23 protein-coding genes are annotated in these 24,377 nt (G+C 56.0%); 3 read left to right on the forward strand and 20 right to left on the reverse strand.

Going from position 1 to position 24,377, the window contains the following annotated elements; translation table 11 throughout:
- Positions 1 to 158 precede the first annotated feature (158 nt).
- Positions 159 to 1,217 carry an NAD(P)-dependent alcohol dehydrogenase gene (locus CC94_RS0100110; protein ID WP_005372952.1) on the forward strand — a complete coding sequence of 353 codons (1,059 nt, stop codon included), beginning with the start codon at positions 159 to 161 and terminating at the stop codon, positions 1,215 to 1,217.
- Here CC94_RS0100110 and CC94_RS24430 read toward each other — a convergent pair.
- From CC94_RS24430 to CC94_RS0100120, 3 genes are all read right to left on the reverse strand, one after another.
- Positions 1,211 to 1,654, reverse strand: coding sequence for an alpha/beta hydrolase (locus CC94_RS24430; protein ID WP_245549364.1), 444 nt, complete (start codon positions 1,652 to 1,654; stop codon positions 1,211 to 1,213). The two genes, CC94_RS0100110 and CC94_RS24430, sit on opposite strands and share 7 nt — an antisense overlap.
- Positions 1,651 to 2,010, reverse strand: a complete 360-nt coding sequence (locus tag CC94_RS24435) for an alpha/beta fold hydrolase (protein WP_245619677.1) — start codon at positions 2,008 to 2,010, stop codon at positions 1,651 to 1,653. Before CC94_RS24435 ends, CC94_RS24430 begins: the two co-directional genes overlap by 4 nt.
- 65 nt (positions 2,011 to 2,075) lie before the next feature.
- Positions 2,076 to 5,159, reverse strand: coding sequence for a transglycosylase domain-containing protein (locus CC94_RS0100120; protein WP_005372956.1), 3,084 nt, complete (start codon positions 5,157 to 5,159; stop codon positions 2,076 to 2,078).
- Between the two features lie 333 nt (positions 5,160 to 5,492).
- On the opposite strand from CC94_RS0100120, the gene CC94_RS0100125 reads away from it, so the two are divergent.
- Positions 5,493 to 7,775, forward strand: a complete 2,283-nt coding sequence (locus tag CC94_RS0100125) for a Tex family protein (RefSeq protein WP_005372958.1) — start codon at positions 5,493 to 5,495, stop codon at positions 7,773 to 7,775.
- A 144-nt stretch (positions 7,776 to 7,919) separates the two neighbouring features.
- Entirely contained in the window at positions 7,920 to 8,429 is a 510-nt protein-coding gene (locus CC94_RS0100130) for an exosortase system-associated protein, TIGR04073 family (protein ID WP_245619678.1), read from the forward strand.
- 50 nt (positions 8,430 to 8,479) lie between these two features.
- Here CC94_RS0100130 and rsfS read toward each other — a convergent pair whose 3' ends face one another.
- From rsfS to CC94_RS0100205, 17 genes are all read right to left on the reverse strand, one after another.
- Positions 8,480 to 8,830 (reverse strand): ribosome silencing factor, encoded by a 351-nt coding sequence (gene rsfS / locus CC94_RS0100135; RefSeq protein ID WP_005372962.1) that lies wholly within the window; start codon positions 8,828 to 8,830, stop codon positions 8,480 to 8,482.
- A gap of 29 nt (positions 8,831 to 8,859) precedes the next feature.
- Entirely contained in the window at positions 8,860 to 9,483 is a 624-nt protein-coding gene (gene nadD, locus CC94_RS0100140; RefSeq protein ID WP_005372964.1) for a nicotinate-nucleotide adenylyltransferase, read from the reverse strand.
- Complete coding sequence (locus tag CC94_RS0100145) at positions 9,484 to 10,722, reverse strand: glutamate-5-semialdehyde dehydrogenase (protein ID WP_157203511.1); 1,239 nt, start codon at positions 10,720 to 10,722, stop codon at positions 9,484 to 9,486.
- 109 nt (positions 10,723 to 10,831) lie between these two features.
- The gene (gene glk, locus CC94_RS0100150; protein ID WP_005372967.1) at positions 10,832 to 11,827 is read right to left on the reverse strand and encodes a glucokinase; all 996 of its coding nucleotides are present in this window, start codon (positions 11,825 to 11,827) and stop codon (positions 10,832 to 10,834) included.
- Positions 11,828 to 11,829: 2 nt separating this feature from the next.
- The gene (locus CC94_RS0100155) at positions 11,830 to 12,285 is read right to left on the reverse strand and encodes a DUF411 domain-containing protein (protein WP_005372969.1); all 456 of its coding nucleotides are present in this window, start codon (positions 12,283 to 12,285) and stop codon (positions 11,830 to 11,832) included.
- 30 nt (positions 12,286 to 12,315) lie between these two features.
- On the reverse strand, positions 12,316 to 13,383 hold the full coding sequence (gene hemE, locus CC94_RS0100160) for a uroporphyrinogen decarboxylase (RefSeq protein ID WP_005372974.1): 1,068 nt from the start codon (positions 13,381 to 13,383) through the stop codon (positions 12,316 to 12,318).
- Positions 13,380 to 14,828: an SPOR domain-containing protein gene (locus CC94_RS0100165; RefSeq protein ID WP_005372975.1), complete on the reverse strand. Its 1,449-nt coding sequence runs from the start codon at positions 14,826 to 14,828 to the stop codon at positions 13,380 to 13,382. Before CC94_RS0100165 ends, hemE begins: the two co-directional genes overlap by 4 nt.
- The gene (aroB, locus tag CC94_RS0100170; RefSeq protein ID WP_005372982.1) at positions 14,815 to 15,897 is read right to left on the reverse strand and encodes a 3-dehydroquinate synthase; all 1,083 of its coding nucleotides are present in this window, start codon (positions 15,895 to 15,897) and stop codon (positions 14,815 to 14,817) included. The genes CC94_RS0100165 and aroB overlap by 14 nt, the downstream gene beginning before the upstream one ends.
- Entirely contained in the window at positions 15,894 to 16,424 is a 531-nt protein-coding gene (gene aroK / locus CC94_RS0100175) for a shikimate kinase AroK (RefSeq protein ID WP_005372983.1), read from the reverse strand. Before aroK ends, aroB begins: the two co-directional genes overlap by 4 nt.
- A 175-nt stretch (positions 16,425 to 16,599) precedes the next feature.
- Positions 16,600 to 17,112, reverse strand: coding sequence for a type IV pilus secretin PilQ (locus CC94_RS24440; RefSeq protein ID WP_245619679.1), 513 nt, complete (start codon positions 17,110 to 17,112; stop codon positions 16,600 to 16,602).
- Positions 17,106 to 18,920 carry a type IV pilus secretin PilQ gene (locus CC94_RS21015; RefSeq protein WP_245619680.1) on the reverse strand — a complete coding sequence of 605 codons (1,815 nt, stop codon included), beginning with the start codon at positions 18,918 to 18,920 and terminating at the stop codon, positions 17,106 to 17,108. The genes CC94_RS24440 and CC94_RS21015 overlap by 7 nt, the downstream gene beginning before the upstream one ends.
- A gap of 17 nt (positions 18,921 to 18,937) precedes the next feature.
- Positions 18,938 to 19,453 carry a pilus assembly protein PilP gene (locus CC94_RS0100185; RefSeq protein WP_031429413.1) on the reverse strand — a complete coding sequence of 172 codons (516 nt, stop codon included), beginning with the start codon at positions 19,451 to 19,453 and terminating at the stop codon, positions 18,938 to 18,940.
- A 41-nt stretch (positions 19,454 to 19,494) separates the two neighbouring features.
- Complete coding sequence (locus CC94_RS0100190; protein ID WP_005372985.1) at positions 19,495 to 20,127, reverse strand: type IV pilus inner membrane component PilO; 633 nt, start codon at positions 20,125 to 20,127, stop codon at positions 19,495 to 19,497.
- Positions 20,124 to 20,687, reverse strand: a complete 564-nt coding sequence (locus tag CC94_RS0100195; RefSeq protein WP_031429415.1) for a PilN domain-containing protein — start codon at positions 20,685 to 20,687, stop codon at positions 20,124 to 20,126. The genes CC94_RS0100190 and CC94_RS0100195 overlap by 4 nt, the downstream gene beginning before the upstream one ends.
- A complete protein-coding gene (locus CC94_RS0100200) occupies positions 20,687 to 21,748 on the reverse strand; it encodes a pilus assembly protein PilM (RefSeq protein ID WP_005372987.1) in 1,062 nt (353 codons plus the stop codon). The genes CC94_RS0100195 and CC94_RS0100200 overlap by 1 nt, the downstream gene beginning before the upstream one ends.
- Before the next feature lie 947 nt (positions 21,749 to 22,695).
- Positions 22,696 to 22,896, reverse strand: coding sequence for a 50S ribosomal protein L31 (gene rpmE, locus CC94_RS22690; RefSeq protein WP_005372988.1), 201 nt, complete (start codon positions 22,894 to 22,896; stop codon positions 22,696 to 22,698).
- A gap of 91 nt (positions 22,897 to 22,987) precedes the next feature.
- Complete coding sequence (locus tag CC94_RS0100205; RefSeq protein ID WP_031429416.1) at positions 22,988 to 24,340, reverse strand: AmpG family muropeptide MFS transporter; 1,353 nt, start codon at positions 24,338 to 24,340, stop codon at positions 22,988 to 22,990.
- Between the last annotated feature and the right edge of the window lie 37 nt (positions 24,341 to 24,377).

Below are 24,377 nucleotides of genomic sequence, written 5' to 3' on the forward strand. Positions count from 1 at the left end.
TGCTCAACCCAATCCCGAAAATTGCCGAGAAGCCTTTGGCGTTCCTGTGCGCACCTTCTATGCGATAAAGAAAACGCACTTTCCCCAACCTGGGATATATCCGATCCCTGCACCTGTCGAATTTTAGAATCCGCATAAACCATTGATAGGAAATTGCCATGATCAAAACACCCGCCTACGCCGCCGCCACTCCTACATCCCCCCTGGCTCCGTTCACGATCGATCGCCGAGAACCCGGCGCGCATGACGTATTGATCGATATTCTGTACTGCGGCGTCTGCCATTCCGACATTCACCAGGCGCGCGACGAGTGGGGAGGAGCGATTTTTCCGATGGTGCCGGGTCATGAGATTATCGGGGTCGTGGCGCAAACCGGCAGTGAGGTCAGCCGCTGGAAGATCGGCGATACGGTCGGCATCGGCTGTTTTGTCGATTCGTGCAGGCAATGCGAAGCCTGCGAAGCAGGCGAAGAGCAGTATTGCCGGCGCGGCGCGAGCTTTACTTACAATTCGCGGGAACAGGACGGCCAAACGCCGACCTACGGCGGTTATTCGACGCAAATCACCATCGACGAAGCGTATGTCGTCGGCATCCCCGAAGGCATTCCGCCGGAACGCGCCGCACCGCTGCTCTGCGCGGGCATTACCACCTATTCGCCGCTGCGCCGTTTCGGTGTTCGTCCCGGCGACAAGATCGCCATCGTCGGACTCGGCGGCCTCGGGCATATGGGAGTCAAGCTCGGCAAGGCATTCGGCGCACATGTGACCGTTTTGAGCCATTCGCCGGGCAAACGCGACGATGCGCTCAAACTCGGCGCGGACGATTTCATCGTAACGAGCGAGGCGGAAGCCTTTACCCGGAACGCCGGCCGTTTCAGTTTCATTCTCGATACGGTCTCGGCAACGCATGACTACAATGCTTACTTGAACCTGCTCGGCCTCGACGGCACCATGGTGCTGGTCGGCCTGCCCGACCCTACCCCATTGGCCGCCTGGCCGCTGGTCACGGGGCGCCGGCGCCTGGCCGGCTCCATGATCGGCGGGATTCGCGAAACGCAGGAAATGCTGGATTTTTGCGGAGAGCATGGCGTTACGGCCGATGTGGAGATGATTCCGATACAGAACATCAACGAGGCATATGAGCGCACGCTAAAAAGCGACGTGCGCTACCGTTTCGTGATCGACATGGCGAGTTTAAGGCAATTGCCCGGTCACTGAGCGATAAACTGCATCGCGTCCTGCCACCAAGGGCGCCAGGGTTCGAAGGGCAGGCTGTTGTGGCCGGCATTTTCGAAACGCCAGAGTTTTTTCTTCGCGGGCAGCGCCTCGAACAAGGCGAGCGTGTTCCGGTTCGGAATCACTTCGTCACGCCCGGCCAGGACTACTGCAATGGGGCCGTTGAAATCGCGCAATCTCGCGACATTGTCGAATTTATCCCTGACCAGCCAACGCGCGAGCAAAAACCAATAGTGACGCTGCGCAACATTCGCCATCGTATCGAACGGCGTAATCAGCAACAATCCCCGAATCGGCACTTGGCGCGATGCGGCTATCCCCGCCGCAACCCCGCTGCCGAGCGACTCGCCGCACAGGAACAAAGGCTCCTTGTACGCTTGCAGGATCTGTTTCGCCGTCGCAATGCCGTCTTCGATCAATGCCGCTTCGGAAGGCGCGCCCTCCCGTGCGCCGTATCCCGGATATTCGGCGACAGAACCCGATAACCCAAACGCTGCAGGGCCTCGATATAATATGCCCGGTGCAGCGCCGCGCCGGCATTGCCGTGAAAAACCAGCACCGTACCCTTCGGATTTTCGACCGGAATCCGGCAGGTGATCGCCCGCCTTTCGCCCACCGATGGCCAGGATCGCAGGTTCAGTTCCTTCATTAATTGGTCCTGCTGCACCTCGGTAAAGCGGGACGGGAAGTACATCATCTTGCGCTGCAACAGAAACGCCATCATCAGGATCAGCAAATAGATCAGCAACAAGGACATAAGGCGGGAACGGTTCATAGGGCCACCGTCGGGAATTGCGGACAGACTTCCTGACTTGCAGTCCGCCCGGCCCGCCGCACAATTTATTGCCCCGCAACCATCGCCATTTTCGGCTCGGGGAGAGCGTTTCCGCCGCCGTCCACCGGCCGATTCAACAAAGGCGTCAACGTCGGCTTCAAAAAGCGGACGATCTGCACCGGCAGCGAGCTGGTGAACTGATAGTTTCCGGCGTCTTTGCCTGCGACATAGGCGGTTATCACGCCGAAAAACCGGTCGCCCATGAAAAAGGTAAACACAGCCGCACGGCTGATGAATTGCGAGCCGATCATTTGGCCGCGGGCATTGAACATTTCCTTACGGTGGTCGCCTGTTCCGGTTTTTCCGCCTATCGGGATCACCCGGCCCTGATTGTCCGTATAGACCCCTTTCAGGCGAGCGGCCGTGCCGCCTTCGACGACCCCGATCATTGCGCTTCTGGCCGCCCGGGCCACCTCGGCCGGGAATACGCGCTTTCCTCCGTTCGGCGATTTATCCAAAACCGTCTCGTAAGGCGTTCCTTCCGCGAAGTGCAGATTTTCGAAGCGGACAGTGGGCATTCTGACCCCGTCGTTCAAGATGACGCCGACCAGCTCGGCCAGCGCCGCCGGCCGATCGCCCGAGGCGCCGATCGAGGTCGCATAGGACGGGGTCAGCCTGCCGAACGGATAACCGACCTGCTTCCAGGCGGCATGAATTTTCTGGAAGGCCTCCGCTTCGAGCATGCTCATGATGCGGTGCTGCTGCCCGGCTTTCTTCCTTTTGCTCTTCAACAGCCAGCGGTAGACTTCCAGGCGCTGCTTGGCGCTGGCCGCAATCACTTCCTCGCGGGTAGCCTGCGGGTGTTCGGCCAAATAACCGGCCAGCCATAATTCGAGCGGATGAATCTTGGTAATGTAGCCCTGATCCTGCAGATCGAATTTATCCGCCGAATATTTATCGTAAAGGGCGTAGATGTCTTCCTTGTCCAGGATCTGTTTCGGAAGATAGTTGCGCAAGAATCTGTTCAGCTGCTCCACGTCATGATCGGGATAAATCGCCCGATACAGCATCGTCAGCCGCGAGGACTTCAGCCATACCCGCTTGGCGAGCATGCCGAGACGTTCGGCTTCGCTTTTTCCCTGCATCTTGGCGAAAAAACGGCCAAGGTAAACCTGTGCTTCCCGGTCGGCGAACCGTTCGAGATATTCCTGGCGCTTCGGGCTTTCCGGATCGTCGAGCCAGCGAGCCACGCCATCGGGCCTGTATTGATAATGGTAAACGATGTCGCGCATCAGGCGAATGAACACCAGATTGACCGAATCACGGAGCGCATTCCGCACCGACATGATCTGATAGTCGTCGCTCTTCTGGAAATTATTGAAGTGATGAAGCCCGCCGCCGGTAAAGAAATATTCTCCCGAACTGGCCGAATATTTACGATCCAGCGCCTGATCCAATAGCGTCTGCAGGTCGATTCCGGGCTGCCCCTTCAATTGGGTAATGACCCAGGCGCTCAGATAATCCCGGGGATGCAGCGCCACTTTATTCAGTTCTTCTACCGGCTGGCCGTGGTACTGCCGATAAAGCTCCGCGACCAACTGCAGGTAAAGCACCATCGTGCGCAGTTTGGAAGTAGAGCCCAAATCCAGGCGAATTCCCTCGTTGATGTCGAGCGGCTGGTCCAGGTTATCGGTCTGCACCCGCAAAAAGTTGCCTTTCGGCGTTTTTTCGAACAACATCAAACTGTAGACGACGCGTGACAGATCGACGTTTCCATTCAGCCGCCGCTCGCCGAAAGCGCCGGCCGCGCGCGCTTCTTCGGGATTGCCGAGCTTGCGCAGGGCGGTCGCCACCGCTTGCTGGGTATTGTAATCGATCGTGGTTCTGGCGGTTAAATCCAGCCGATCGAGGTCGTAAATCGTTTTGACATTCAACGCTTGCGCCAGCCGGGTACGCAATACGGCTTGCGTCTTTTTTTCCGGTACGAATTGCGTAGGCAGCGAATCCGCCGGCAGCGGCTTGAGCGTCTCGGCCTTCAAGGCCCGGTCGCGCAGCGCCGCGGAAATCATGCCGGCATCGGCCATCAGCCGAAGATAGCTGTTCGCCAGCGTCTGCAGGGCGTTAAATCCCGTCCCCAGAAAATAGGAAGGCCGTCTTTGCGACAGAAGAATGCAAAGCACCTGGCGGAAAGCGACCGCCTGCCGGTCGGTAACGCTTTCCCCGGAATTTTGCATGGCCGCACGCAGCAGGTTGTTCACCTCGTCGAAATCGGCGCCGAACCAGGCCGCCAGACCATCGCCCAGTCCATGCACTTCGCCGACTTTCGGCGCGGCCGACAGCGGCATCGAATTGAGGTAGGCCAGCGCGATCTGGCGGCGCATCTCGCGGGTATCGGCCCCCCACAGATAGGCGCGGATCGAGGCCGAGCCCATCTGACGGAATTTGTCGATGACGGAATTGGTGTAACCATTGGGGGAATGCCGGTATTTTTCGATCTGGGTCGCCAAGGTGCTGCCACCGGGCACATTCTTGTTTACGCCCAGCTTGTTGGCGACCATCTGCAGGCTGGCATAACCCAGGCGGTCCCATTCGACGGCCGGATTCAAAGTCACCTTCGCTTCATTCAGCAACTCGCGGTTTTCGATGAACAGCAACGTATAAAGTACCAGCGGCGGTATCGACTCGAAATTGGGATAGCCGTGATTGGGGTAAGTATTACCGAATATCAGCTGGTGGGTCTGATCGTAGATCTTGAGGCCGGCCTGGGTCTTTTCGTGATAGATCGCAAAGAAGCCATCGTCGATCAATTGAGTCAGCATCGGCGAGGAAACCGCCTGGGCGGATACCGAAAAACCGGCCTGGGTCATCCGCTCGACCGCTTCGGGCAATAAGGTATAGCCCATGCGCTGATCGTAAGGTCCGTATTCGGGATACCGTATCGACGCGCTCGGGCCTTTTTCAAGTTTGAAGCTGATCCGCTTGCCGATATTGGAGAGATAGTGCGCCTGATACCGCGAAGTTTCGACTTCTTCGCGTACAAATTTAACGACGGCAATACCGACTATCAGCAAACCTGCCAATAGGCCTAACAGCACTATTTTGGGTAAAATTCGTCTTTTGTTCTGCATCGCCGGTCGCGCCCAAGGCACGATGTCACCTCTGGTTATTATTGATCTGAAGCGTCGTAATGTTCGACAACCATCCAAGGCTTCCTGCATTTTTGCAAATTGGACAAGCAGCGGAGCTATAGGTTCGGAATGTTTCGGTCTTCCTAACGCGGCTGGCTGCTCGCTCTGTTTACGACGGAATTATAGCAAATTAAAATCTCAATGCCGAATTAGGAACGCCTGGCTGTTGCAAATGAACAACACTTACGCTATCCGAGAGCCCGAAGCCCCAAATGCGGTTTCAGAAAAATTTCCTCAACCGCTGGCCCGCGCTTACTGATAAAATCTGCCGCTTTCAACCAAACAGCATTCGAAATGGACGTTAATCAACGCATCGCCGAAGAACTCGCCGTCAATATCCGCCAAGTCAATGCCGCCGTGGCCCTGCTCGATGAGGGCGCGACCGTGCCGTTCATCGCCCGCTACCGCAAGGAAGCCACCGGCGGCCTCGACGACACGCAGCTTCGAACCCTCGAAGAGCGTTTATTCTATTTGCGCGAACTGAACGACCGGCGCGCGACGATTCTCGACAGCATTCGCGGCCAGGACAAACTGACGCCGGAACTGGAACTGGCCATCAACGAAGCTGATACCAAAACCCTGCTCGAAGACTTGTACCTGCCCTACAAGCCCCGCCGCCGCACGAAAGCCCAAATTGCGCGCGAAGCGGGGCTCGAACCGCTAGCCGATGCCCTCTTGGCCGATCGCAGCCTGATCCCCGAACAATTTGCCGCCGGCTTCATCGATCCCGAAAAAGGCGTTGCGGACCATGCCGCCGCGCTGGAAGGCGCCCGCCAGATCCTCATGGAACGCCTGTCGGAAGATGCCGAGCTGCTGGCCGAACTGCGCGAGCGAACCTGGGGAAAAGGCATCCTGCATGCGACCGTGACGCCCGGCAAAGAGCGGGAGGCGAGCAAATTCCGCGATTACTTCGATTATCAGGAGGCGATCAACAAAACCCCCTCGCATCGGGCGTTGGCGTTGTTGCGCGGACGCAACGAGGATTTGCTGACGCTGACCCTGAAGCCGGCCCAGGAGGAACAGCAGGAACACGATCTCTGCGCGCAGTTTACCGCCCGGCGGCTCGGCGTAACCGGCACCGACAAACCGGCCGATGCCTGGCTGGCCGAAACGGCACGTCTCGCCTGGAAAATCAAACTGTTCACCCGCATCGACCTGGACTTGAAAATGCGGGTCCGGGAAGCCGCCGAACAGGAGGCGATCCGGGTATTTTCGAGCAACCTGCGCGATCTGCTGCTGGCCGCGCCGGCCGGCCATAAAGCCACGATGGGCCTGGACCCCGGCATCCGCACCGGCGTCAAGGTCGCGGTCGTCGACGCGACCGGCAAACTGCTCGCCACCGACACGATCTACCCTCACCCGCCGCGGAATGCCTGGCATGAATCGATCGCGACCCTCGCCCGATTGGTCGCAAAACATCAGGTGCAACTGGTCAGCATCGGCAACGGCACCGGCTCGCGCGAAACCGACCAGTTGGTCGCCGACCTGCAGAAACAGCACCCGGAACTGAGATTCAGCAAGATCGTCGTCTCCGAAGCGGGGGCGTCGGTTTACTCGGCCTCCGAGCTGGCCGCGAAAGAATTCCCCGGCCTCGACGTTTCCCTGCGCGGCGCGGTTTCGATCGCGCGGCGCTTGCAGGACCCGCTGGCCGAACTGGTCAAGATCGAGCCGAAATCGATCGGCGTCGGCCAATACCAGCACGACGTGAACCAGGTACAGCTGGCGCGCGGCCTGGATGCGGTCGTCGAGGACTGCGTGAACGCGGTCGGCGTCGACGTGAACACCGCCTCCGCCCCGCTGCTGAAGCAGGTTTCCGGCCTGTCGCAAAGCGTCAGCGAAAACATCGTCGCCTACCGGGACGAGCACGGGCCGTTCGCGAACCGCGCGCAGTTGAAAAAAGTGCCCCGCCTCGGCGAGAAGGCCTACGAGCAGGCGGCCGGCTTCCTGCGCATCACGAACGGCGACAACCCGCTCGATGCCTCCGCGGTGCACCCGGAAGCCTATCCGGTCGTCGAAGCGATCATTAAGGACACAGGCAAATCGATCCGCGATCTGATCGGCCAGTCGCAAATTCTAAGACGTCTCGACCCGGCTCGCTACACCGACGACCGGTTCGGCGTGCCGACCGTGACCGACATTGTGCGCGAACTCGAAAAACCCGGACGCGATCCGCGTCCCGAATTCAAAAGCGTGCAGTTCAAGGCCGGGGTCGAAAAGATCACCGATCTCGAACCCGGCATGCGCTTGAACGGCGTGGTAACCAACGTCGCCAATTTCGGCGCTTTTGTCGATATCGGCGTGCATCAGGACGGTTTGGTGCACATTTCTCATCTCGCGGACAATTTCGTCAAGGATCCGCGCGAAGTCGTAAAGGCCGGCGACATCGTCGAAGTCAAGGTGGTCGAAGTGGATGTGGAACGCCAACGGATCGCTCTGTCGATGAAGTCGGATGCGGAAGTCAGCCGTACGCCGAAACGCGAAACCGCCACCCGCAAATCTCAGGGAAAATCCGCTCCGCCCGCGCCGCCGATACGGGGCGCCATGGCGAATGCGCTGGCGAACGCATTAAAGAAGTAAAGAAAAAATGCTCTGCTATACTTGCTGGATATCGATTAATACCTAGCAGCAGGACCAGATATGATGACTTTTTTACGTTCTTTTGCATCCCTGTCAGTCGTTTGCCTAGCAATCGGCTACGCGCCTCCTACGAAGGCGGATCCGATGGCTCAGGCGTGGGATATCGATGCGCCTTCGCCCAAAATCCCGACCAAGCCGCAGAGTTACGGCGAACGCATCGGCGAGAAGGCGGTGAGCAGTTTCGCGAACCTGGCGACCGGTTGGCTCGAAATGCCCAAGAACGTGATCAACACCACCAACCAAAGCAATATCATCTACGGTTTTACCGGTGGCCTGGCGAAAGGGATGATTCATACCGCCGGACGGATGGGCGTCGGCATCGCGGATTTGATCACTCTGCCGCTCGCCACCAAACCGATGATCTATCCGCTGTATATCTGGGAGGATTTCGATGTCGATACCAATTACGGCGACGTGATGCGGCTGCACGAACCGCCAAGAAGAACGCAGGACACCGCGCTTCCGCCCGTTCCACAGGCCGCCCCGCCTGTTCCGGCCACCGCGCCGGCTCCCGAATCCGTGCCCCCGGTTCAATATCCGGCCGACACCAACCGCAAGATCGATGCGATTTTCAACAAAGAGATGATGAAATAACGCGCCGCTTTCCTCCCTGCCTGCATCTATGCAGTCAGGGAGCGGAAACCTTAAACCGCCTTCCCGGCTTCTTTGGGCTGATCCACCGACCAGAGTTTTTCGAGCTGGTAAAACTCGCGCGACTGCGCGGTCATCGCATGCACGATCACATCGCCCAGATCGAGCAGAACCCAGTCCGAACCCAAATCGCCCTCGATACCGAGCGGCTTGACGCCGGACTCCGCGAGTTTTTCGACCACATAATCGCACAACGCCTTCAAATGACGGTCGGAAGTCCCGGTTACCAGCACCATGTAATCGGTAAAGCTGGTCTTGCCGCGGACGTCGAGCGTAGTGATGTATTTGCCTTTCTTATCGTCCAGCACGGTCCGGACGACATTCAATATTTCTTCTGCTTGCATTCGTTTTCCTAAATTCGCCGATCCGGGGATCAGGCGTTTTGATAAAGATGATGACTATGAATATAGTCTAATACGGCATCGGGCAATAAAAAACGGGGGTCGCGTTTTTCGGCGATCATTTTCCGTATCGCGCTGGCCGAGATGTCCAGTTGGGTGATCGGCTGAAAAAACAGCTTGCCGGCTTTGTACCGGGCCAAGTCCCCGGCTTCGAAGACCTGCAGGACGTCCCAAAAATCGTTCTCCGGTCGCGCCGAGCTACCGGGCCGGGTCATTACGACGATATGCGCATGGTCGAACAATTCGCGCCAACGGTGCCAGGTCGTCAGCCCGTTGAAGGCATCGCTCCCGACAAACAGCAGGAGCGGCCGCTCCGGAAAATCGCCCCGCAGCGAGCTTAGCGTATCGACCATGTAGGACGGCCCTTCCCTGTCCAGTTCGCGGGTATCGATCACCACATTGGACAATGTACAGGCTGCAAGTTGCAGCATTTCAAGCCGCATCGACGCGGAAGCGGAAGGTTCGAGCCGGTGCGGCGGCGTCTTGTTCGGAATCAATCGCACTTGTTCCAGGCCGAAGATTTCGCCGACCTCGATAACGGCGCGCAAATGGCCGTAGTGCACCGGATCGAAGGTGCCTCCGAAAATGCCGATCATTTATTGACGGATATGGCCGTCGCCAAGCACGATGAATTTCAGAGTCGTCAAACCCGCCAGACCAACCGGCCCTCGCGCATGTAGCTTGTCGGTGCTGATCCCGATTTCGGCGCCCAGGCCGTACTCGAAACCGTCCGCAAAACGGGTCGAGGCGTTCACCATTACCGAACTCGAATCGACTTCGCGCAAAAACTGCCGCGCCAAGGTGTAATTTTCGGTGACGATCGCGTCGGTATGCTGGGAGCCGTAGCGGTTGATATGGGCAATCGCCTCGTCGATGCCGGCCACGACCTTGATCGACAGGATCGGTGCCAGGTATTCGGCGCCCCAGTCCTCTTCGGTCGCACGTCGAGCGAACGGAACCAGCGAACCTGTTTTCGGGCAGCCGCGCAATTCCACGCCTTTTTCCCGGTACTGCTCGGCCAGCACAGGCAAGACCCGGCCTGCAATCGCTTCCGCAACCAACAGCGTTTCCATCGCGTTGCAGACGCCGTAACGGTGGGTTTTCGCATTGACCGAAATCCTGACCGCCTTGTCGATATCGGCCGAATCGTCGATATAGACATGGCAAATTCCGTCCAGATGCTTGATCACCGGGATCGTCGCCTGGTTTGAAATCCGTTCGATCAGGCTTTTGCCGCCGCGCGGCACGATCACATCGACATAACAGTCCATCGTAATCAGCTCGCCGACCGCTTCGCGGTCCGTCGTTTCCACGACCTGAACCGCTTCGCGCGGCAAGCCGGCCGCCTCCAACCCTTCGGCGATGCAGCCAGCAATCGCGCGGTTCGAATGAATCGACTCCGAACCGCCGCGCAGGATACAGGCATTGCCCGCTTTCAGGCACAAGGCGGCCGCATCGACGGTCACGTTCGGGCGCGACTCGTAAATGATTCCGATTACCCCGAGCGGCACGCGCATCTGCCCGACCTGAATGCCGCTAGGGCGGTAGTTCAGGCCGGTGATTTCACCGACCGGATCCGGCAATGCCGCCACCTGCCGTAAACCGTCGATCATCGTCTGAATTGCCTTCGGCGACAGCGTCAGCCGATCCAGCGACGCGGCGTCCAGGCCGTTCGCCCGGCCGGCGTCGAGATCCTTGGCGTTTTCCGCAGTCAACAGATCGCGGCGGCTGCCGAGCGCCTCGGCGATTTTCGATAACGCCAGATTCTTCCGGCCCGTCTCGGCGCGGCTGATTTCCATTCCGGCTTGCCTGGCCTTGATCCCAAGGCTCTGCATGTATTCTTTGATATTCAAAACCGATGCCTACTGATTTTTTCCGAATAAACCGGCCATTATATTCGGTTCCCCGATCCGGGCAACAATATTAAAAATGGGAAGAGTATGCTCAGGAGCCTACAGACGCCCGAGCGGCGAAACTCAATGCGCCTAACAGGCCGATTTCCTGGTTGATGCAGACTTTGACCGGAATCTGCTTCAAGGCGGTACGGTAACGGCCTTTTTCCAGATAGCCTTCCATGAAATCGCCGCGGGTCAACAGCGGCAGGATCTTGGGCGCAATTCCGCCGGCAAGATAAATGCCCGCATAGGGCAGGCACTTGAGCGCCAGATTGCCCGCCTCGGCGCCGTAAATCCGGCAGAACAGCGACAAGGCTGCGGCGCTCAGTTGATCGGTGCCGGCCACGCCGGCTTCGCCGATCACGGCCGCAGGATCGGATTCGGTCATCCGCTCCTCGAACCCGGATTGAACCGGAGCATGACCGGTTTTCTTCAAGAACTGGTAGATATTGACCAGCCCTTCGCCGGACAGCAATCTTTCATAGCTGACATGGCCGGGATAGTTTTCCCACAGATACCGCAGCAAGGCGATTTCCTGCTCGCTTCCGGGCGCAAAATCGGTATGTCCGCCTTCGCTGGCCAGTACCTGATAGGCTTCTCCGTTCCAGGCGATGATCGCTTCGCCGAGCCCCGTGCCCGCCGCAAGCACCGCACGATTGCCGTGCGGCGGCGCATCGCCGCCCGCATTTAGCGTCACGAAATCCGCTGCCGGCAAGTCCAGGATGCCCCAGGCGGTCGCTTCGAGATCGTTCAACAGCCGTACGTTCGGCGTCCCGGCCAGGGCGCCGATTTCACGCCGGAGCAGAACCCAGGGCAGATTGGTCGCTACACAGTCGCCATCGACGATCGGGCCGGCCACGCCCAGGCACGCCGAACCGATCGTCCGTCCGTCGCAATCCGCTAAAAAATGCTGCAACAGGCCGGTAAAAGTGGAATGATCCAGGCTCGCATAGCGTATTTTTTTGACGCAGCGCCAGCCTTTTCCTTCCGACTCGAAAAGCGCCAGAATCGTCTTGGTACCGCCGACATCGCCAGCCAGTATCATGGTTATTTGCCGGAATAGTGGTTGAAGACTTCGAAATGTTTTTCCTTGTCGAAACTCACGACGTCATAGGGATCGACGCGCCCGCCCATCTCCATGCCCGGACTGCCGGTGACCATCCCCGGAACGGCAAGGCCGGTCAACTTGGGTTTGGTTTTCAGCAATTTCATGATATCGGCGGCCGGTACGTGCCCTTCGACCACATAACCGTCGACAATGGCGGTATGACACGAGGCCATCTCCTTCGGTACTCCGTAGCGGGCCTTGATCGCCTCCATGTCGTCGGTAATGTTGTCTTTGACGCTGAAGTGGTTTTGCTTCAAATGGTCGATCCATTTTCCGCAACAGCCGCAGGTCGGACTGCGGTAAACGGTCACCTCGACCGGTTTATCTTCCGCATAGGCGGCGGCAAACGAAAACGCCGCGATAAAAATCCCCAAAACGATCTGAATTGCTCTCATGTAATCACCTCACTGGTGTGAAATCGGATTTTATGACTGATGATAAGCCGGGCTGAAACGATGCACCGCATCGACCATCGCTCCGACATGCTCCGGATCGATGTCCGGCAGAATCCCGTGGCCGAGATTGAATACATGACCCGGCCCGGAACCGTATTGTTCCAGGATCGTTCTGACTTTTTCGGTAATCACCTCCGGCTTGGCGTACAGCGCAACCGGATCCATATTGCCCTGCAGGGCCACTTTGTCGCCGACGCACGCGCGCGCGCGGCCGATATCGGTCTGCCAGTCCAGTCCGAGCGCATCGAAGCCCGCTTCGGTCATCGCTTCGAGCCAGAGCCCGCCGCCTTTGGTGAACAGAATCTTCGGAACCTTCCGGCCTTCTGCATCGGTTTTCAATAATTCGGCCACGCGGCTCGCGTAATGAAGCGAAAACGCCTGATAATCTTCGGTCGTCAGCATGCCGCCCCAGGTATCGAACACCATCACCGCCTGCGCACCGGCGGCAATCTGCGCATTCAGATAGGCGGCAACCGCCTCCGCCAGTTTTTCGAGCAGCCGATGCATCAAGGCCGGCTCATCGTACATCAAGGCTTTGACTTTGCGGAATGTCTTGCTGCCGCCCCCTTCGACCATATAGGTTGCCAATGTCCAAGGGCTGCCGGAGAAACCGATCAACGGCACGCGTCCGTTCAATTCGCGCCGGATCAGGCGTACCGCGTCCATCACATAGCGCAGGTCGGTTTCCGGGTCCGGAATGCCGAGCCGATGAATATCGGCGGCCGAAGCGACCGGTCTGGCGAACTGCGGTCCCTCCCCTTCGGAAAAACTCAACCCCAGTCCCATCGCATCGGGCACCGTGAGAATGTCCGAAAACAGAATCGCCGCATCGAACGCAAAACGCCGAAGCGGCTGCAGCGTCACTTCGCAGGCCAGCTCGGGATTCGTGCATAATTTGATGAAACTGCCCGCCTCTTCCCTGACCTTGCGGTATTCGGGCAAATACCGGCCCGCCTGGCGCATCATCCACACCGGCGTCCGTTCGACGGGCTGCCTTAACAAGGCTCTGAGAAAGCTATCGTTCTTTAGTTCTGTCATTCGCTATGCATTCCTGGATTAATGGATTGTCGCACCCGCTGAGTTGAGGGTTTGGCGGATGGAAAATCTTTCCGAATCGCGCCGAATTTCCGGGCGATGGCGGCTCTGAACTCGGCCGGCAACGCGCTTTTGGCATTTTTTGCCGATTCGGCATCCGCAAAACGGCCGTACAGCAGCACGAATTTTTCTTTTCCTTTCGATAAAAAGCGCACAATGCGCAAGTCCGGCTGCAATCCGGCATGGCGGGCGACGGTAGCCCGCATGGAGGAGGCTTTCGATAACACCGTCAGCTGCAGCGAATAGTCGTTCTCGGGCTGCGCAGCCAGCCAGACGCCGCCATCCCCGACAGGCACACGAACAGCCGGCTCCGGAATCGCGTCCTGCGCATTTTCGGAGAGGACGTCCTGCCGTTTCGCTGTTCCCGAAGGACCATCCGCCTCAAAAGCCGCCGTCGGTTCCGGCCCGGAATCTCCGGCAATCTGGCCGGCTTTTCGATCATTCGCGGGCGGATCGATTTTCCGAGGCTCTGCCGAATCGGAACTTGCAGCATATTTCAGTAAATTGCCGACGGGCAGACTGACAACAGGCCGTTCGAAATCGAAATGCGCCGCTCGCCCGCCAGTTTGAGCCGTGGCCCCCTTCTTTTCGCCGATTGGTCTTGAGGCCGTGAACCATTGGGTAGAAAGCGCGAGCGACACCAGGCACACGACGGCAATAACCAGAACGGTCAAAGGATCCATGCTTTCTTTGGGCTTGTTCAGTTCCGGAAAATGGGTGAGCATTCTGGCTGGAATGCCGTGCGAGTCCCGGTAAACCGCCTCGGTGATATCGTCCGCCCCTTCTTTTCCGATCCGTAGCGAGTTCGTGAGTGAGGCAATGTGCTGGATGAAATCACGGCATTCCTTTTGAAGAAAAGGCTTGGCTTCCACCAGATAGCAGTTCTCGATCGCAGGATCGGTATAATGCTTGATATGCCACTGATCGTGCGTCAGAACGAAAAGCAAACGCAACTCCGGATGCGTTTCGGCATATTGGATCAATCGGCCGACCAGGCCCGGCGAGATGTCGCCGGCATCATCGACAGCCAGAACGGCAGCGCTGGAAAAAGCCGGCGAGTCCTTTTTGATTGCCGATTCGGCCCGCTGATGCCTTAGCAAAGGCCCTGTGCGTTCTTGAATCTCCTCGAAAGTCAGGCCGCCATGCCCTTTCACCGAGCACCAGCGCAATTCATCCTGCAGACGCTGCTGCAAAACCTCCAGCAAGCCGGTTTTGCCGACGCCTTCCGGCCCGCACAGCACGACGGCCTGCCGGGTATTCGCAATCAAATGCCGAAGCAATTCGAGATTTTGACTCCTCCCCTGTGTAATCAGAAAGCGGGGAGGAGCCGCCCGATCGTCTCCCCGCATTGATTTGACTTGATAGGTCTCACTATCAATTTCGACCATAGCCGTTCAATGTCGATTCCAGCAGGGTACGGTCCACATAAACCGGCAGCGTGGTTCTGCCGATTTTCTCCAGCAGGATCAGGCGGATTCGACCGTCCAGATTCTTTTTATCGACCGCCATCAGTTCAAGAAAGCGTTCGGCATCGAGTCCGGCAGGAGGAATCACGGGCAAACCCGCGCGGAGAAGCAAAGCGGCGATCCTTTGCACGTCCTGCCCGGTCAGCCAGCCTTTGCGCATCGACAGATCGGCCGCCTGACAAATGCCGATCGCCACCGCCTCGCCGTGCAGATAGGCGCCGTACCCCGTACCGGTTTCGATCGCATGGCCGAACGTATGCCCCAAATTCAACGTGGCCCTGACGCCGCTTTCAGTTTCGTCCTCGGCGACAATCTCGGCCTTGTTCCGGCACGAACGCTCGATCGCATAGGCCAATGTATTTTTATCGCGCGCGCAAAGCGCCTCGATATTGTGCTCAAGCCAGACAAAAAAATCGGCATCCCGGATCAGCCCGTATTTGATCACCTCGGCAAGACCCGCCGCCAGTTGACGGTCATCCAGCGTATCCAGCGCGTCGGTATCCGCCAATACGCATTGCGGCTGATAAAACGCGCCGATCATATTTTTACCGAGCGGGTGGTTCACCCCGGTTTTGCCGCCGACCGAAGAATCGACCTGCGCCAATAAGGTAGTCGGAATTTGCAGAAATGCGATCCCGCGTTGATAACAGGCTGCGGCGAAGCCGCCCATGTCGCCGATCACGCCGCCGCCGAGCGCGATCAAGGTTGCGTTGCGACTGAATCTGGCTGACAGCAGAGCATCGAAAACGCGGTTCAACATTTCCAGCGTTTTATACTGCTCGCCGTCAGGCAAAACCACCGTTTCAACCTGATAAGAGGTTAAGTTTTGCCTTACCCGATCGAGATAAAGCGGCGCCACCGTTTCATTGGTCACGATCAGGACTTGTTTGGACTTGATGTGCGCCGCATACAAGTCCGGCCGGCTCAAAAGCTGCGAGCCGATATAAATAGGATAACTCCGGTTACCCAGTTCGACATGGAGATGTATCATTCTGAATTGGAATTGAGTTTTCTGTAGTGCTCTAGAATGCGATTGACGACGGCCCTGCTTTGCATCACACCGGTATCGACTTTAAAGTCAGCGCAGGCAAGGTAAAGGGGTTCGCGTTCGGCATAAAGGCTTTCCAGACGGGCACGGGGATTATCGGTTCTCAACAGAGGGCGCTGCGTGTCTTTACGGGTCCGTTCGAGTATCCGGCCAACCGAACATTTCAGATAAACGACGAAACCGTTTTCTTTAAGCAAATGCCGGTTTTCTTCGCGCAGAATGGCGCCGCCGCCGGTTGCCAGGACAATCCCGTGCATCTGGGTAAGATGCCTGATCATTTTCTGCTCGCGGTCCCGAAACCCCGCCTCGCCTTCGAATTCGAAAATGGTCGGAATATTGACGCCGGTCGCTTCCTCGATCGCCTTGTCGCTGTCGTAGAAAGGCAATTTCAGCGTTTTTGCCAATTGCCGTCCGATCGTGGTTTTGCCCGCGCCCATCAGGCCGATTAAATAGATATTTTCAGATCGCATGGCGTATCGCTGCGGTGCCCGTTCTACCGGTTAAAAATACGCCATTATGCCTGTTTCTTTTAAACAAGATCAATTGTCGGAACAAAATTTGTTCGCAAGCCTGATCTTCAAGGAAAACGGCCTGAAAATAAAAAAGGGGACTTCACGCCCCTTTTCTACCTGATTCTGAAAGCCGCTAATTATTGGCCAATATATCCTTGACGATTTTTGGCGTGACAAACACCAGAAGTTCGCGTTTATCCTCCGAATTGACAGTTCTCTTGAACAAAAAGCCGATGCCGGGCAAATCCGCGAAAAAAGGCACCTTATTCAATTCGTTGGCCGTCTCGCCTCTATAGATGCCGCCTAAAACGATCGTTTCCCCATCGTTTACCAGCACGTTGGTTTTAACGGAATTGATATCTATTTTCGGGCGGCCCAAAACCAATTCGGTCGTCGGTTCGTCGCGCGTAATGACCAGATCCATATTGATACTGCCGCTCGGCGTAATCTGAGGCGTAACGTCGAGCGAAAGCAAGGCGTCGATGAATTGTACGTTGGTGCCGCCATTGCCGCTTTGGGTTTCGTAAGGGATCGACTGGCCCGAAGTAATCGTTGCCTGACAGCGGTCCGTGGTCATAACCCGCGGATTGGACAGAATCTGCGCCTTGTTTTGATCCTGCAATGCCGATAATTCGAGATTCAGCACATAATCGGCCCCCTCGCCAGGGTCATGCCCAAAGCGCCGTAAGGATTGGATTCCGTTGCGAGATCGACAATCGTATCCTGTATTTCCCCGATGTTACCGTCTGCATCGGGTTGTGCATTACTGTAAGCATGGGTTCCGGCCCCGCCGAGCGCAAAATTTTTGCCCGAACCGACCTGCGCCATTTTGGCCACGCCGAATCTGACGCCCAACTCGCGGGCAAATACGCTAGACGCGATCACCACCCGGGACTCGATCATCACCTGTCTGACCGGAATATCCAGCTTACGGATCAGTTTTTTAATTTCATCCAGCCGCTTGGCCGTTTCTCTGACGATCAGCGTATTGGTTCGCGAATCGACCATGACGGTGCCGCGTTCCGTCAACATATTCAGTTTCTCGCTTGGGTTTTGTCCATAACCCCCTTCCGACGTCATTCCCGGTCCCGGAGACATGCCGCCTCTGCTCGCCATTTGCTGTTGTGTTTTCTGATTCTGAGCCTGGCTAGCGACACTGGAAGCGGCCGAGGCACTCGTCAAAGCTTTCGAGATGGTATTCGAGCCTTTTGCAAGTCCGCACACCGTATTCCCTCCGCTATCTTCTCCATAGAGCAGATTTTTGAAATTTTCCGCCTTGGCATAGTTGATCTTCAGATACTCGGTCACCAACGGATCGAGCTGCTCGATGACGACCTCTTTCTCTCGCTGTTTTTCCTTGTAATCCTTGATTTTGCCGACCGGAGCGACCAGCGTCACGTTACCGGTTTCGTATTTTTCCAATCCTTTGGTCATCATGATGAAGTCCAGCGCTTCATCCCACGGGACATCGTCCAGTTTTACCGTTACCGTCCCCGTCACATCGTCGCCAGCCACCACATTCTGGCCGGTAAATTCGGACAATACCGCGATCACACTGCGGATATCGATATCCTGAAAATTCAGCGACAATCTATCGCCGGTGTATTTGTCGCGCTGGCTCTGGATCGCCTCTTTTTCGGCAGGCGTCAACGGGCGAAACTCGACTGTCAACAAGCCTTCGGACTGAAATAACGAATAATCGTATAACGGACTTTGCGGCACCACGGTGACCGTCGTTTCCTTGGCCGTCGAAGCGGCATCGATATACTTGACCGGCGTCGCAAACTCGGACACATCCATACGCTTACTCAAACGGCCCGGCAACTGCGTATTCATGAAACTTATCACCACATTACCGCTTTCTTCCCGCGTGTTCACCACCGTATTGGGATTCGCCAACGAAACCAGAATTCGCCCTTCGCCCTTATCCCCCCGTTTGAAATCGAAGCCGGTAATCGACTGCTGGGGAATCAATTGGCTGGTAATGGCAGCGCTTGGCGTAGCCGGCAGCGGACTCACGGAAGATGCCACGGGAACGGATTTTGCATTGGTCAGCGTCAGCAAGACTCTCCGCCCGTCCGTTTTGGTATCGAATGGAGCGGATTCCGTTAAATTCAGCACGACACGCACCCGGTCGGCCGCTTCCGCGACATACAGGCTGTTGACCACACCCTGGTTGATCGGATAGGTTTTTTTCGGCAGACCGTTCTTGACGCCCGAAAAATCCAGCGCAATCCGGGCAGGATTATCGGTTTTGAATACTCTCGGGGCGACTGCCGGGCCGTTCATTTCCAACTGGATCTGCAGTTTGTCTCTTGCCTGCGTCGCTACGTCCACCCGAGTAATTGCCAGTTCGGCGGCTTTTATGGGTACGTTCTGCGCGATAAATAAAACCAGGCCGGCACCAAAGGTCCTTATTATTCTCATCAAAAGGCCATTTTGTTGATTAATCATCTTTTTGTCCTCGAAAATCATTCTGTCAAAGCCAATGAGGCTTGCTGTTCGCGCCATACTCCCGGCTTATCGGAAATCAATTCCATCACTTCTATTCTATCGCCGAGAATACGAATGATTTTTCCGTAATTCTTGCCCATATGATTCCCGACTCTGACGCGATAAACCGTGCTATCGCCGGCCTTGATCAGTCCCCATAAGCCGACCTTCATGCTAACCGTGCCGACCATTCTCAAACTGTCGAGCGAAAAGGCCTCCAATTCCTCCTTGGGACGCGACAGGTCGGGCCTGATGCCGGAACCGGCTACCGCCACCGCATCTGCCTGCCCGACCGCTTGTTCCAGCGGGATAAACGGATCGCGAAGGCCATCGGGATTGAAAATAAAGGGCTCTACCACTTTGATTTCCGGCAGCGGCTCGATCGAGCCTTTCGGCTTGGCTTTTTCGGCCGCGATAAAGGCTTGCAAATCGGATAAATCTTCGCTGGCACAACCCGAAAGCAATGCGGCGCCGAACAAGCAGCAGACAGGCATCCACGCACGCCTGTGCGCCAATAAAGGTAGCCTATGGGATTTCATTTTTTAGCCCCCTTTCGTTTCTTCTTGTCGGTAGTGTCGGCGGACTGTGTATCGGTGTCTTCCTTATAAGTTTTGATGACCGCATCCATGACCATTAATTGCGCGCTGGATTTCTCCATAGGTAAAATCGCCACATTATGGACTGTCACGATTCTTGGCAGCGAGGCCAGACCGCTGACGAACAACCCCAGTTCATCGTAATGGCCGACGACTTGAATATCGATCGGCAATTCGGAATAAAACTCTTTCCTGACCGGCGGGGCAGGCTTGAACAAACGAAACTCCAGGCCGCTCGCCAAGCCGGTCTGCGAAATATCGACCAGCAGGCTGGCAACTTCTTCCTCGGTAGGCATTTGCTTGATCATTTCTCCGAGAGCGTCCTGGATTTGCTCCAGCTGTTTCACATATTCGGGAAGATTGACCGCTTTCTTCTGTTTGCTCGCAAAGGTTGCCTTCAGCTCGTTTTCCTTTAACTCCAGACTATCAAGCTGATCCAGTTGATCCATCGTATCGTAATAATAGCCGCCGCCCATGACCAAAAGGCACAAGATCAGAATAAAGCCGGCTTTGATAGGCGGTGGCCAAGTTCCCGAGGCTTCGAAGTCCCAATTGATTTCGGAAAGGTTCATAACGGTTTCTCCGCACTTTTGGCGCCCTGGTTAGCGATCATCGTAAAATCGCTCGCATGCTCCTCTTCTTTTTTATCCGGAGACTGGATCACAACGACTTTGGGAGAATTCATCCATTTGGAGGCTTCGATCGCCCGCATGAACGCCGAGACACGGGCATTGGATTGGGTTTTGCCCTCGAAAGTCAGCGCAGAACCGGCTTGCGTCAACTGGGTCAGATAGATGCCGTCCGGAGTAACTTTGGGGATTTCATCAAAAAGATGCACAACCTCGGGCCGGCTTTCCTGCAGCTTCTGGATCACATTGATCTTGGCCAACAATTTTTTCTTGGTTTCCTCGATGTCGCGAATCTTCGCGATTTGCACATCCAAAAGCCGGATCTCCGTCTCCAGAAGCCGGTTCCGCTGGCTCTGATATTCTTTCAGCCCTTCGATGTAAATATGCACGGCCACCAGCAGACCGATGGTCAGCAACACCGACGCGCCTATCGCCGCAATAAAATCTTTTAGTTTTTGCTTGCGCAGTTCCTCGCGCCACGGGAGTAAATTAATTTTCGCCATCAGTCAAAACTCCTCAAAGCCAAACCACAAGCGATCATCATCGCCGGGGCATCGTTACTCAAACCTTGCGGCCTGACTCGATTCGATAACGACATATTCACAAACGGATTGGCAATATACGCCGGCACGCCCAGGCTTTGCTCCACTAATTTGTCCACGCCGGCGATCGAAGCACACCCTCCGGCCAGAATGAGGCTATCGATGCCGCGATTGGCGCTGGATGAGACGAAAAACTGCAGGGACCTCGCGATTTGCTGTACCATCGCCTTTTTGAAAGGCTCCAACACATCGACAATATAATTGTCGGGCAATCCTCCCTGCCTTTTCGCCACTCCTGCTTCTTCATAAGAAAGCCCGTAACGGCGTTGAATTTCTTCGGTCAACTGCTTGCCGCCAAAACCTTGTTCGCGGGTGTAAACCGTACGCCCGTCATGGAGGACGTTCAGCGCCACGACCGAGGCACCGATATCGGCAATCGCGACCGTTTTACCTTTTACCGAATCTTCAAACTGATCGGCAAGTAAAATAAACGCATTTTCCATCGCGAACGCTTCAACATCGACGATCTTCGCTTTCACTCCCGCCTTCTGCAAAGCCGTAGCCCGATCATTGACATTCTCTTTCCTCGAGGCCACCAGCAAAACATCCACCATTTCCGGGTTATGTTCGTTAATCCTTTGTATTTCAAAATCGAAATTGACCTCATCCAGCGAGTACGGAACATACTGGTCGGCTTCCATCAGGATCTGCTCTTCCATTTCCTCATCGGACAGAGAGGCCGGCATCGTAATGATTTTGGTCATCACCGAAGAACCCGAGACCGCTACGGCCGCCTGCCTCAGCTTGGTGCCGGACTGTTTGAGTGCGGCTTTGACCGCACCGGAAATAATATCGACGTTTGTAATATTCTTATCGATTACTGCATCTTTGGGCAAAGGGGTCACAGCATAACTCTCAACCCGATAGCGCGATCCGGACTTGCTCAGTTCCAGCAATTTGATCGATGCCGTACTGATATCAATGCCAAGAACCGCATTCTGCTTCTGATCGAACAAGCTCATGATAGATCCCAAAAAATTTGAACATTAACACCATTCATATCTCGAAGTGCCTGTATTTACAGATACTAACAACCGTGAGGAAATGACCGGCCCTCAACCTGAAGCGGCCTAACGAAGTATAGTAGCGATTTTTAAATTGGCCGGGGAAAATACAATTTATCGCGCACCTGGACCGAACGCTTCACAGCTCCGGAAATGCTGATATTTTTATGTAGATTAGCTTATTTTTCTGGTAGATGCATCACATACTTAATAAAACAGAATAATAGTTTAAGCGAATTTTTATTCTTCCGAAAAAACGAGCGACAGGGGACGAATCGAAGCCTTCGATAGATCGGGAGCGGGGGAGCGCACGATGATGTTCAATCTGGAAAACCGTACGGCTGCTGTAGCTATCATCCATACTTCAACTCCTGATACCGTATTTTCGCAGCTACAGCTGAACCGGCCAAAGCCTGAATGATGGAAAATCAAAAACAGGCCACCGAGTACCGCAGCCTCAATCGGATCGCGTGGAAGAACCCGTATCGACTTCGATAGCGGCTTTAAGGTAAATAGGCCTGTAGCGCCGGTCCCTGGCAGATTGGGAGTAAGGAAGAGTTTCTTGGATCGGACTTTTCGAGCATATCGAACGGCAGAGTCTCGATCGAACTTCAGGAAGACTTACGCCGCCCGGCCGAAAACGCCTGAGCGTCCCCGCACGCCCGCCCGCGCCATTTGACGAAAAAAATGGGAGAGAAAGAGAAGATGTTTCCGGAACGGGCCAGAAGAAACCTCATCCGCGCTTGGCGACGGTTTTTTCTGCGGATACGGCCGGCTAAAATGCAGCAGGCCGGGATCAACCTGCGAAGAGAGCGATGGCGGCTCGGCCAAATAGGCGCCGAGCGGAGTTCAGAGACCCCGGCAATTTCTTTATTGCGTCAATTGCACGAACCGCCCGCCCGAACTTATTTGCCGTATTTTCTACGGAACTTGTCGACTCGGCCTGCTGTATCGACGACGCGTTGCTTGCCGGTGTAGAAGGGATGGCATGAGGAACACACTTCGATCAACAGGTCTTTGGAAAGAACCGACCCTGTTACAAAAGTATTGCCGCAGCCGCAAGTCACTGTAATTTGTTTATAATTTGGATGAATTTCTGGTTTCATAACGCTTCACATTAACCCGTGAGGGCCACATACCGTTTAAAAAGCCCCCTATGATAAGGCTTCCATTCTATTTTATCAACCAGATTTTGCTTTACGGCCTTTGCGCAAGCATCTTGGCGCGCCGCTCACGGCCGATCAAGAGTAAAACCAGCGAGATCGCCGGCAATCCTACCGCGGAAGCGTAAATGAAAAAGATGTAATAGCCGTAATGGTCGACGACCAGCCCGGCAAACCCGCCCAAGAACTGCGCAGGCAGCGTCATCAGGGAACTGAACAAGGCGTATTGGGTGGCAGTGTAAGCGGTGCTGGTCAAACCGGAAAGATAGGCGATAAAAACCGAAGTGGCGAGCCCGCCGCTCAAATTATCCGCGCTGATCACCGCCGCCAGCAGAAGTTTGCTGGGCTCGCTCAACGCCAGCACCGCAAACAGCAAATTGGTCGCCACCACCATCACGGAGCCCAGCAGCAACGGCCTCATGACGCCGTACCTGACCACTAACGCGCCACCCAAGGCGGCGCCTGCGATCGTCATGAAAAAACCGAAAACCTTGCTGATTTCGGCAATGTCTTTTTTGCTGAAACCCAGATCGAGATAGAACGGATTGGCCATCACGCCCATCGTGATGTCGCTCATCTTATAAACCGCGATCAGCAACAGAATGATGAGTCCGGTTCGGCCGTTGCGGCTGAAAAACTCGACGAAAGGACTCAATACCGCATCGGTGAAACCGGCAGCCATTCTTTGCCCAAAAGAAGCGCGCCCGGAAACGCCCAACGCGGATTCCAGCCGGCTTTCGACCTTGCGCGCCGACTCGACCCGCCGATGCTCGGGTTCGCGCAACGTCAGCGTCGTGAATATTCCGACCGACATGGTGGCCGCCATCACCGAATAGGCCGAATTCCAGCTCGAATACTCGGCGATATAAAACGCGCCCGCCCCAGCCATCAGCAGAGCGATACGGTAACCCAGCACATAAGCCGCCGCCATCGCACCCTGGTAACGCGCATCGGCCGTTTCGATCCGGAACGCATCGATCACCACATCCTGGGTCGCCGAACAAAACGCCACGCCCACCGCAAACAGCGCACAGAGCCGCAATTGCGTATGAGAATCCAGACTCGCCATTCCAGACAGCCCTAGAGCGATCCCTACTTGCGCAAGCAGCATCCAGCTCCGCCGCTTGCCCAGAAGGCGGGTCAGCAGAGGTATCGGCAACCGGTCGATCACCGGCGCCCAAAAAACCTTGATCGAATAGATCACGCCGACCCAACTGAAGAAACCGATGACGGTGCGCTCGATTCCTTCATCCCGAAGCCAGGCCGATAAGGTGGAAAACACCAGCAGGAAAGGCAAACCCGCGGAAAAACCGAGAAAGACCATATTGACAACGCGCGGTTGCAAATAGATCGCGAAAGCCGTTTTCCAGCTTTTATCGGCAGCCATCGGGCTTTACCTGAAACAGGCGCGCCGCACGGAAAAC

The organism is Methylomicrobium agile (assembly GCF_000733855.1).
In the GTDB taxonomy this organism is placed as follows: Bacteria; Pseudomonadota; Gammaproteobacteria; order Methylococcales; family Methylomonadaceae; genus Methylomicrobium; species Methylomicrobium agile.

Bases quoted from the DNA above. Each gene is read 5' to 3' on its own strand.
- aroK (WP_005372983.1), bottom strand. From the start codon at position 16,424: ATGCGATCTGAAAATATCTATTTAATCGGCCTGATGGGCGCGGGCAAA.
- CC94_RS21015 (WP_245619680.1), bottom strand. From the start codon at position 18,920: ATGATTAATCAACAAAATGGCCTTTTGATGAGAATAATAAGGACCTTT.
- CC94_RS0100200 (WP_005372987.1), bottom strand. From the start codon at position 21,748: ATGAGCTTGTTCGATCAGAAGCAGAATGCGGTTCTTGGCATTGATATC.
- hemE (WP_005372974.1), bottom strand. From the start codon at position 13,383: ATGACAGAACTAAAGAACGATAGCTTTCTCAGAGCCTTGTTAAGGCAG.
- rpmE (WP_005372988.1), bottom strand. From the start codon at position 22,896: ATGAAACCAGAAATTCATCCAAATTATAAACAAATTACAGTGACTTGC.
- CC94_RS0100110 (WP_005372952.1), top strand. From the start codon at position 159: ATGATCAAAACACCCGCCTACGCCGCCGCCACTCCTACATCCCCCCTG.
- glk (WP_005372967.1), bottom strand. From the start codon at position 11,827: ATGATACTGGCTGGCGATGTCGGCGGTACCAAGACGATTCTGGCGCTT.
- CC94_RS0100145 (WP_157203511.1), bottom strand. From the start codon at position 10,722: ATGCAGAGCCTTGGGATCAAGGCCAGGCAAGCCGGAATGGAAATCAGC.
- CC94_RS0100155 (WP_005372969.1), bottom strand. From the start codon at position 12,285: ATGAGAGCAATTCAGATCGTTTTGGGGATTTTTATCGCGGCGTTTTCG.
- rsfS (WP_005372962.1), bottom strand. From the start codon at position 8,830: ATGCAAGCAGAAGAAATATTGAATGTCGTCCGGACCGTGCTGGACGAT.
- aroB (WP_005372982.1), bottom strand. From the start codon at position 15,897: ATGATACATCTCCATGTCGAACTGGGTAACCGGAGTTATCCTATTTAT.
- CC94_RS24435 (WP_245619677.1), bottom strand. From the start codon at position 2,010: ATGAACCGTTCCCGCCTTATGTCCTTGTTGCTGATCTATTTGCTGATC.
- CC94_RS0100125 (WP_005372958.1), top strand. From the start codon at position 5,493: ATGGACGTTAATCAACGCATCGCCGAAGAACTCGCCGTCAATATCCGC.
- CC94_RS0100185 (WP_031429413.1), bottom strand. From the start codon at position 19,453: ATGCCTGTCTGCTGCTTGTTCGGCGCCGCATTGCTTTCGGGTTGTGCC.
- CC94_RS0100190 (WP_005372985.1), bottom strand. From the start codon at position 20,127: ATGAACCTTTCCGAAATCAATTGGGACTTCGAAGCCTCGGGAACTTGG.
- CC94_RS0100195 (WP_031429415.1), bottom strand. From the start codon at position 20,687: ATGGCGAAAATTAATTTACTCCCGTGGCGCGAGGAACTGCGCAAGCAA.
- nadD (WP_005372964.1), bottom strand. From the start codon at position 9,483: ATGATCGGCATTTTCGGAGGCACCTTCGATCCGGTGCACTACGGCCAT.
- CC94_RS0100205 (WP_031429416.1), bottom strand. From the start codon at position 24,340: ATGGCTGCCGATAAAAGCTGGAAAACGGCTTTCGCGATCTATTTGCAA.
- CC94_RS0100165 (WP_005372975.1), bottom strand. From the start codon at position 14,828: ATGGTCGAAATTGATAGTGAGACCTATCAAGTCAAATCAATGCGGGGA.
- CC94_RS0100130 (WP_245619678.1), top strand. From the start codon at position 7,920: ATGGCTCAGGCGTGGGATATCGATGCGCCTTCGCCCAAAATCCCGACC.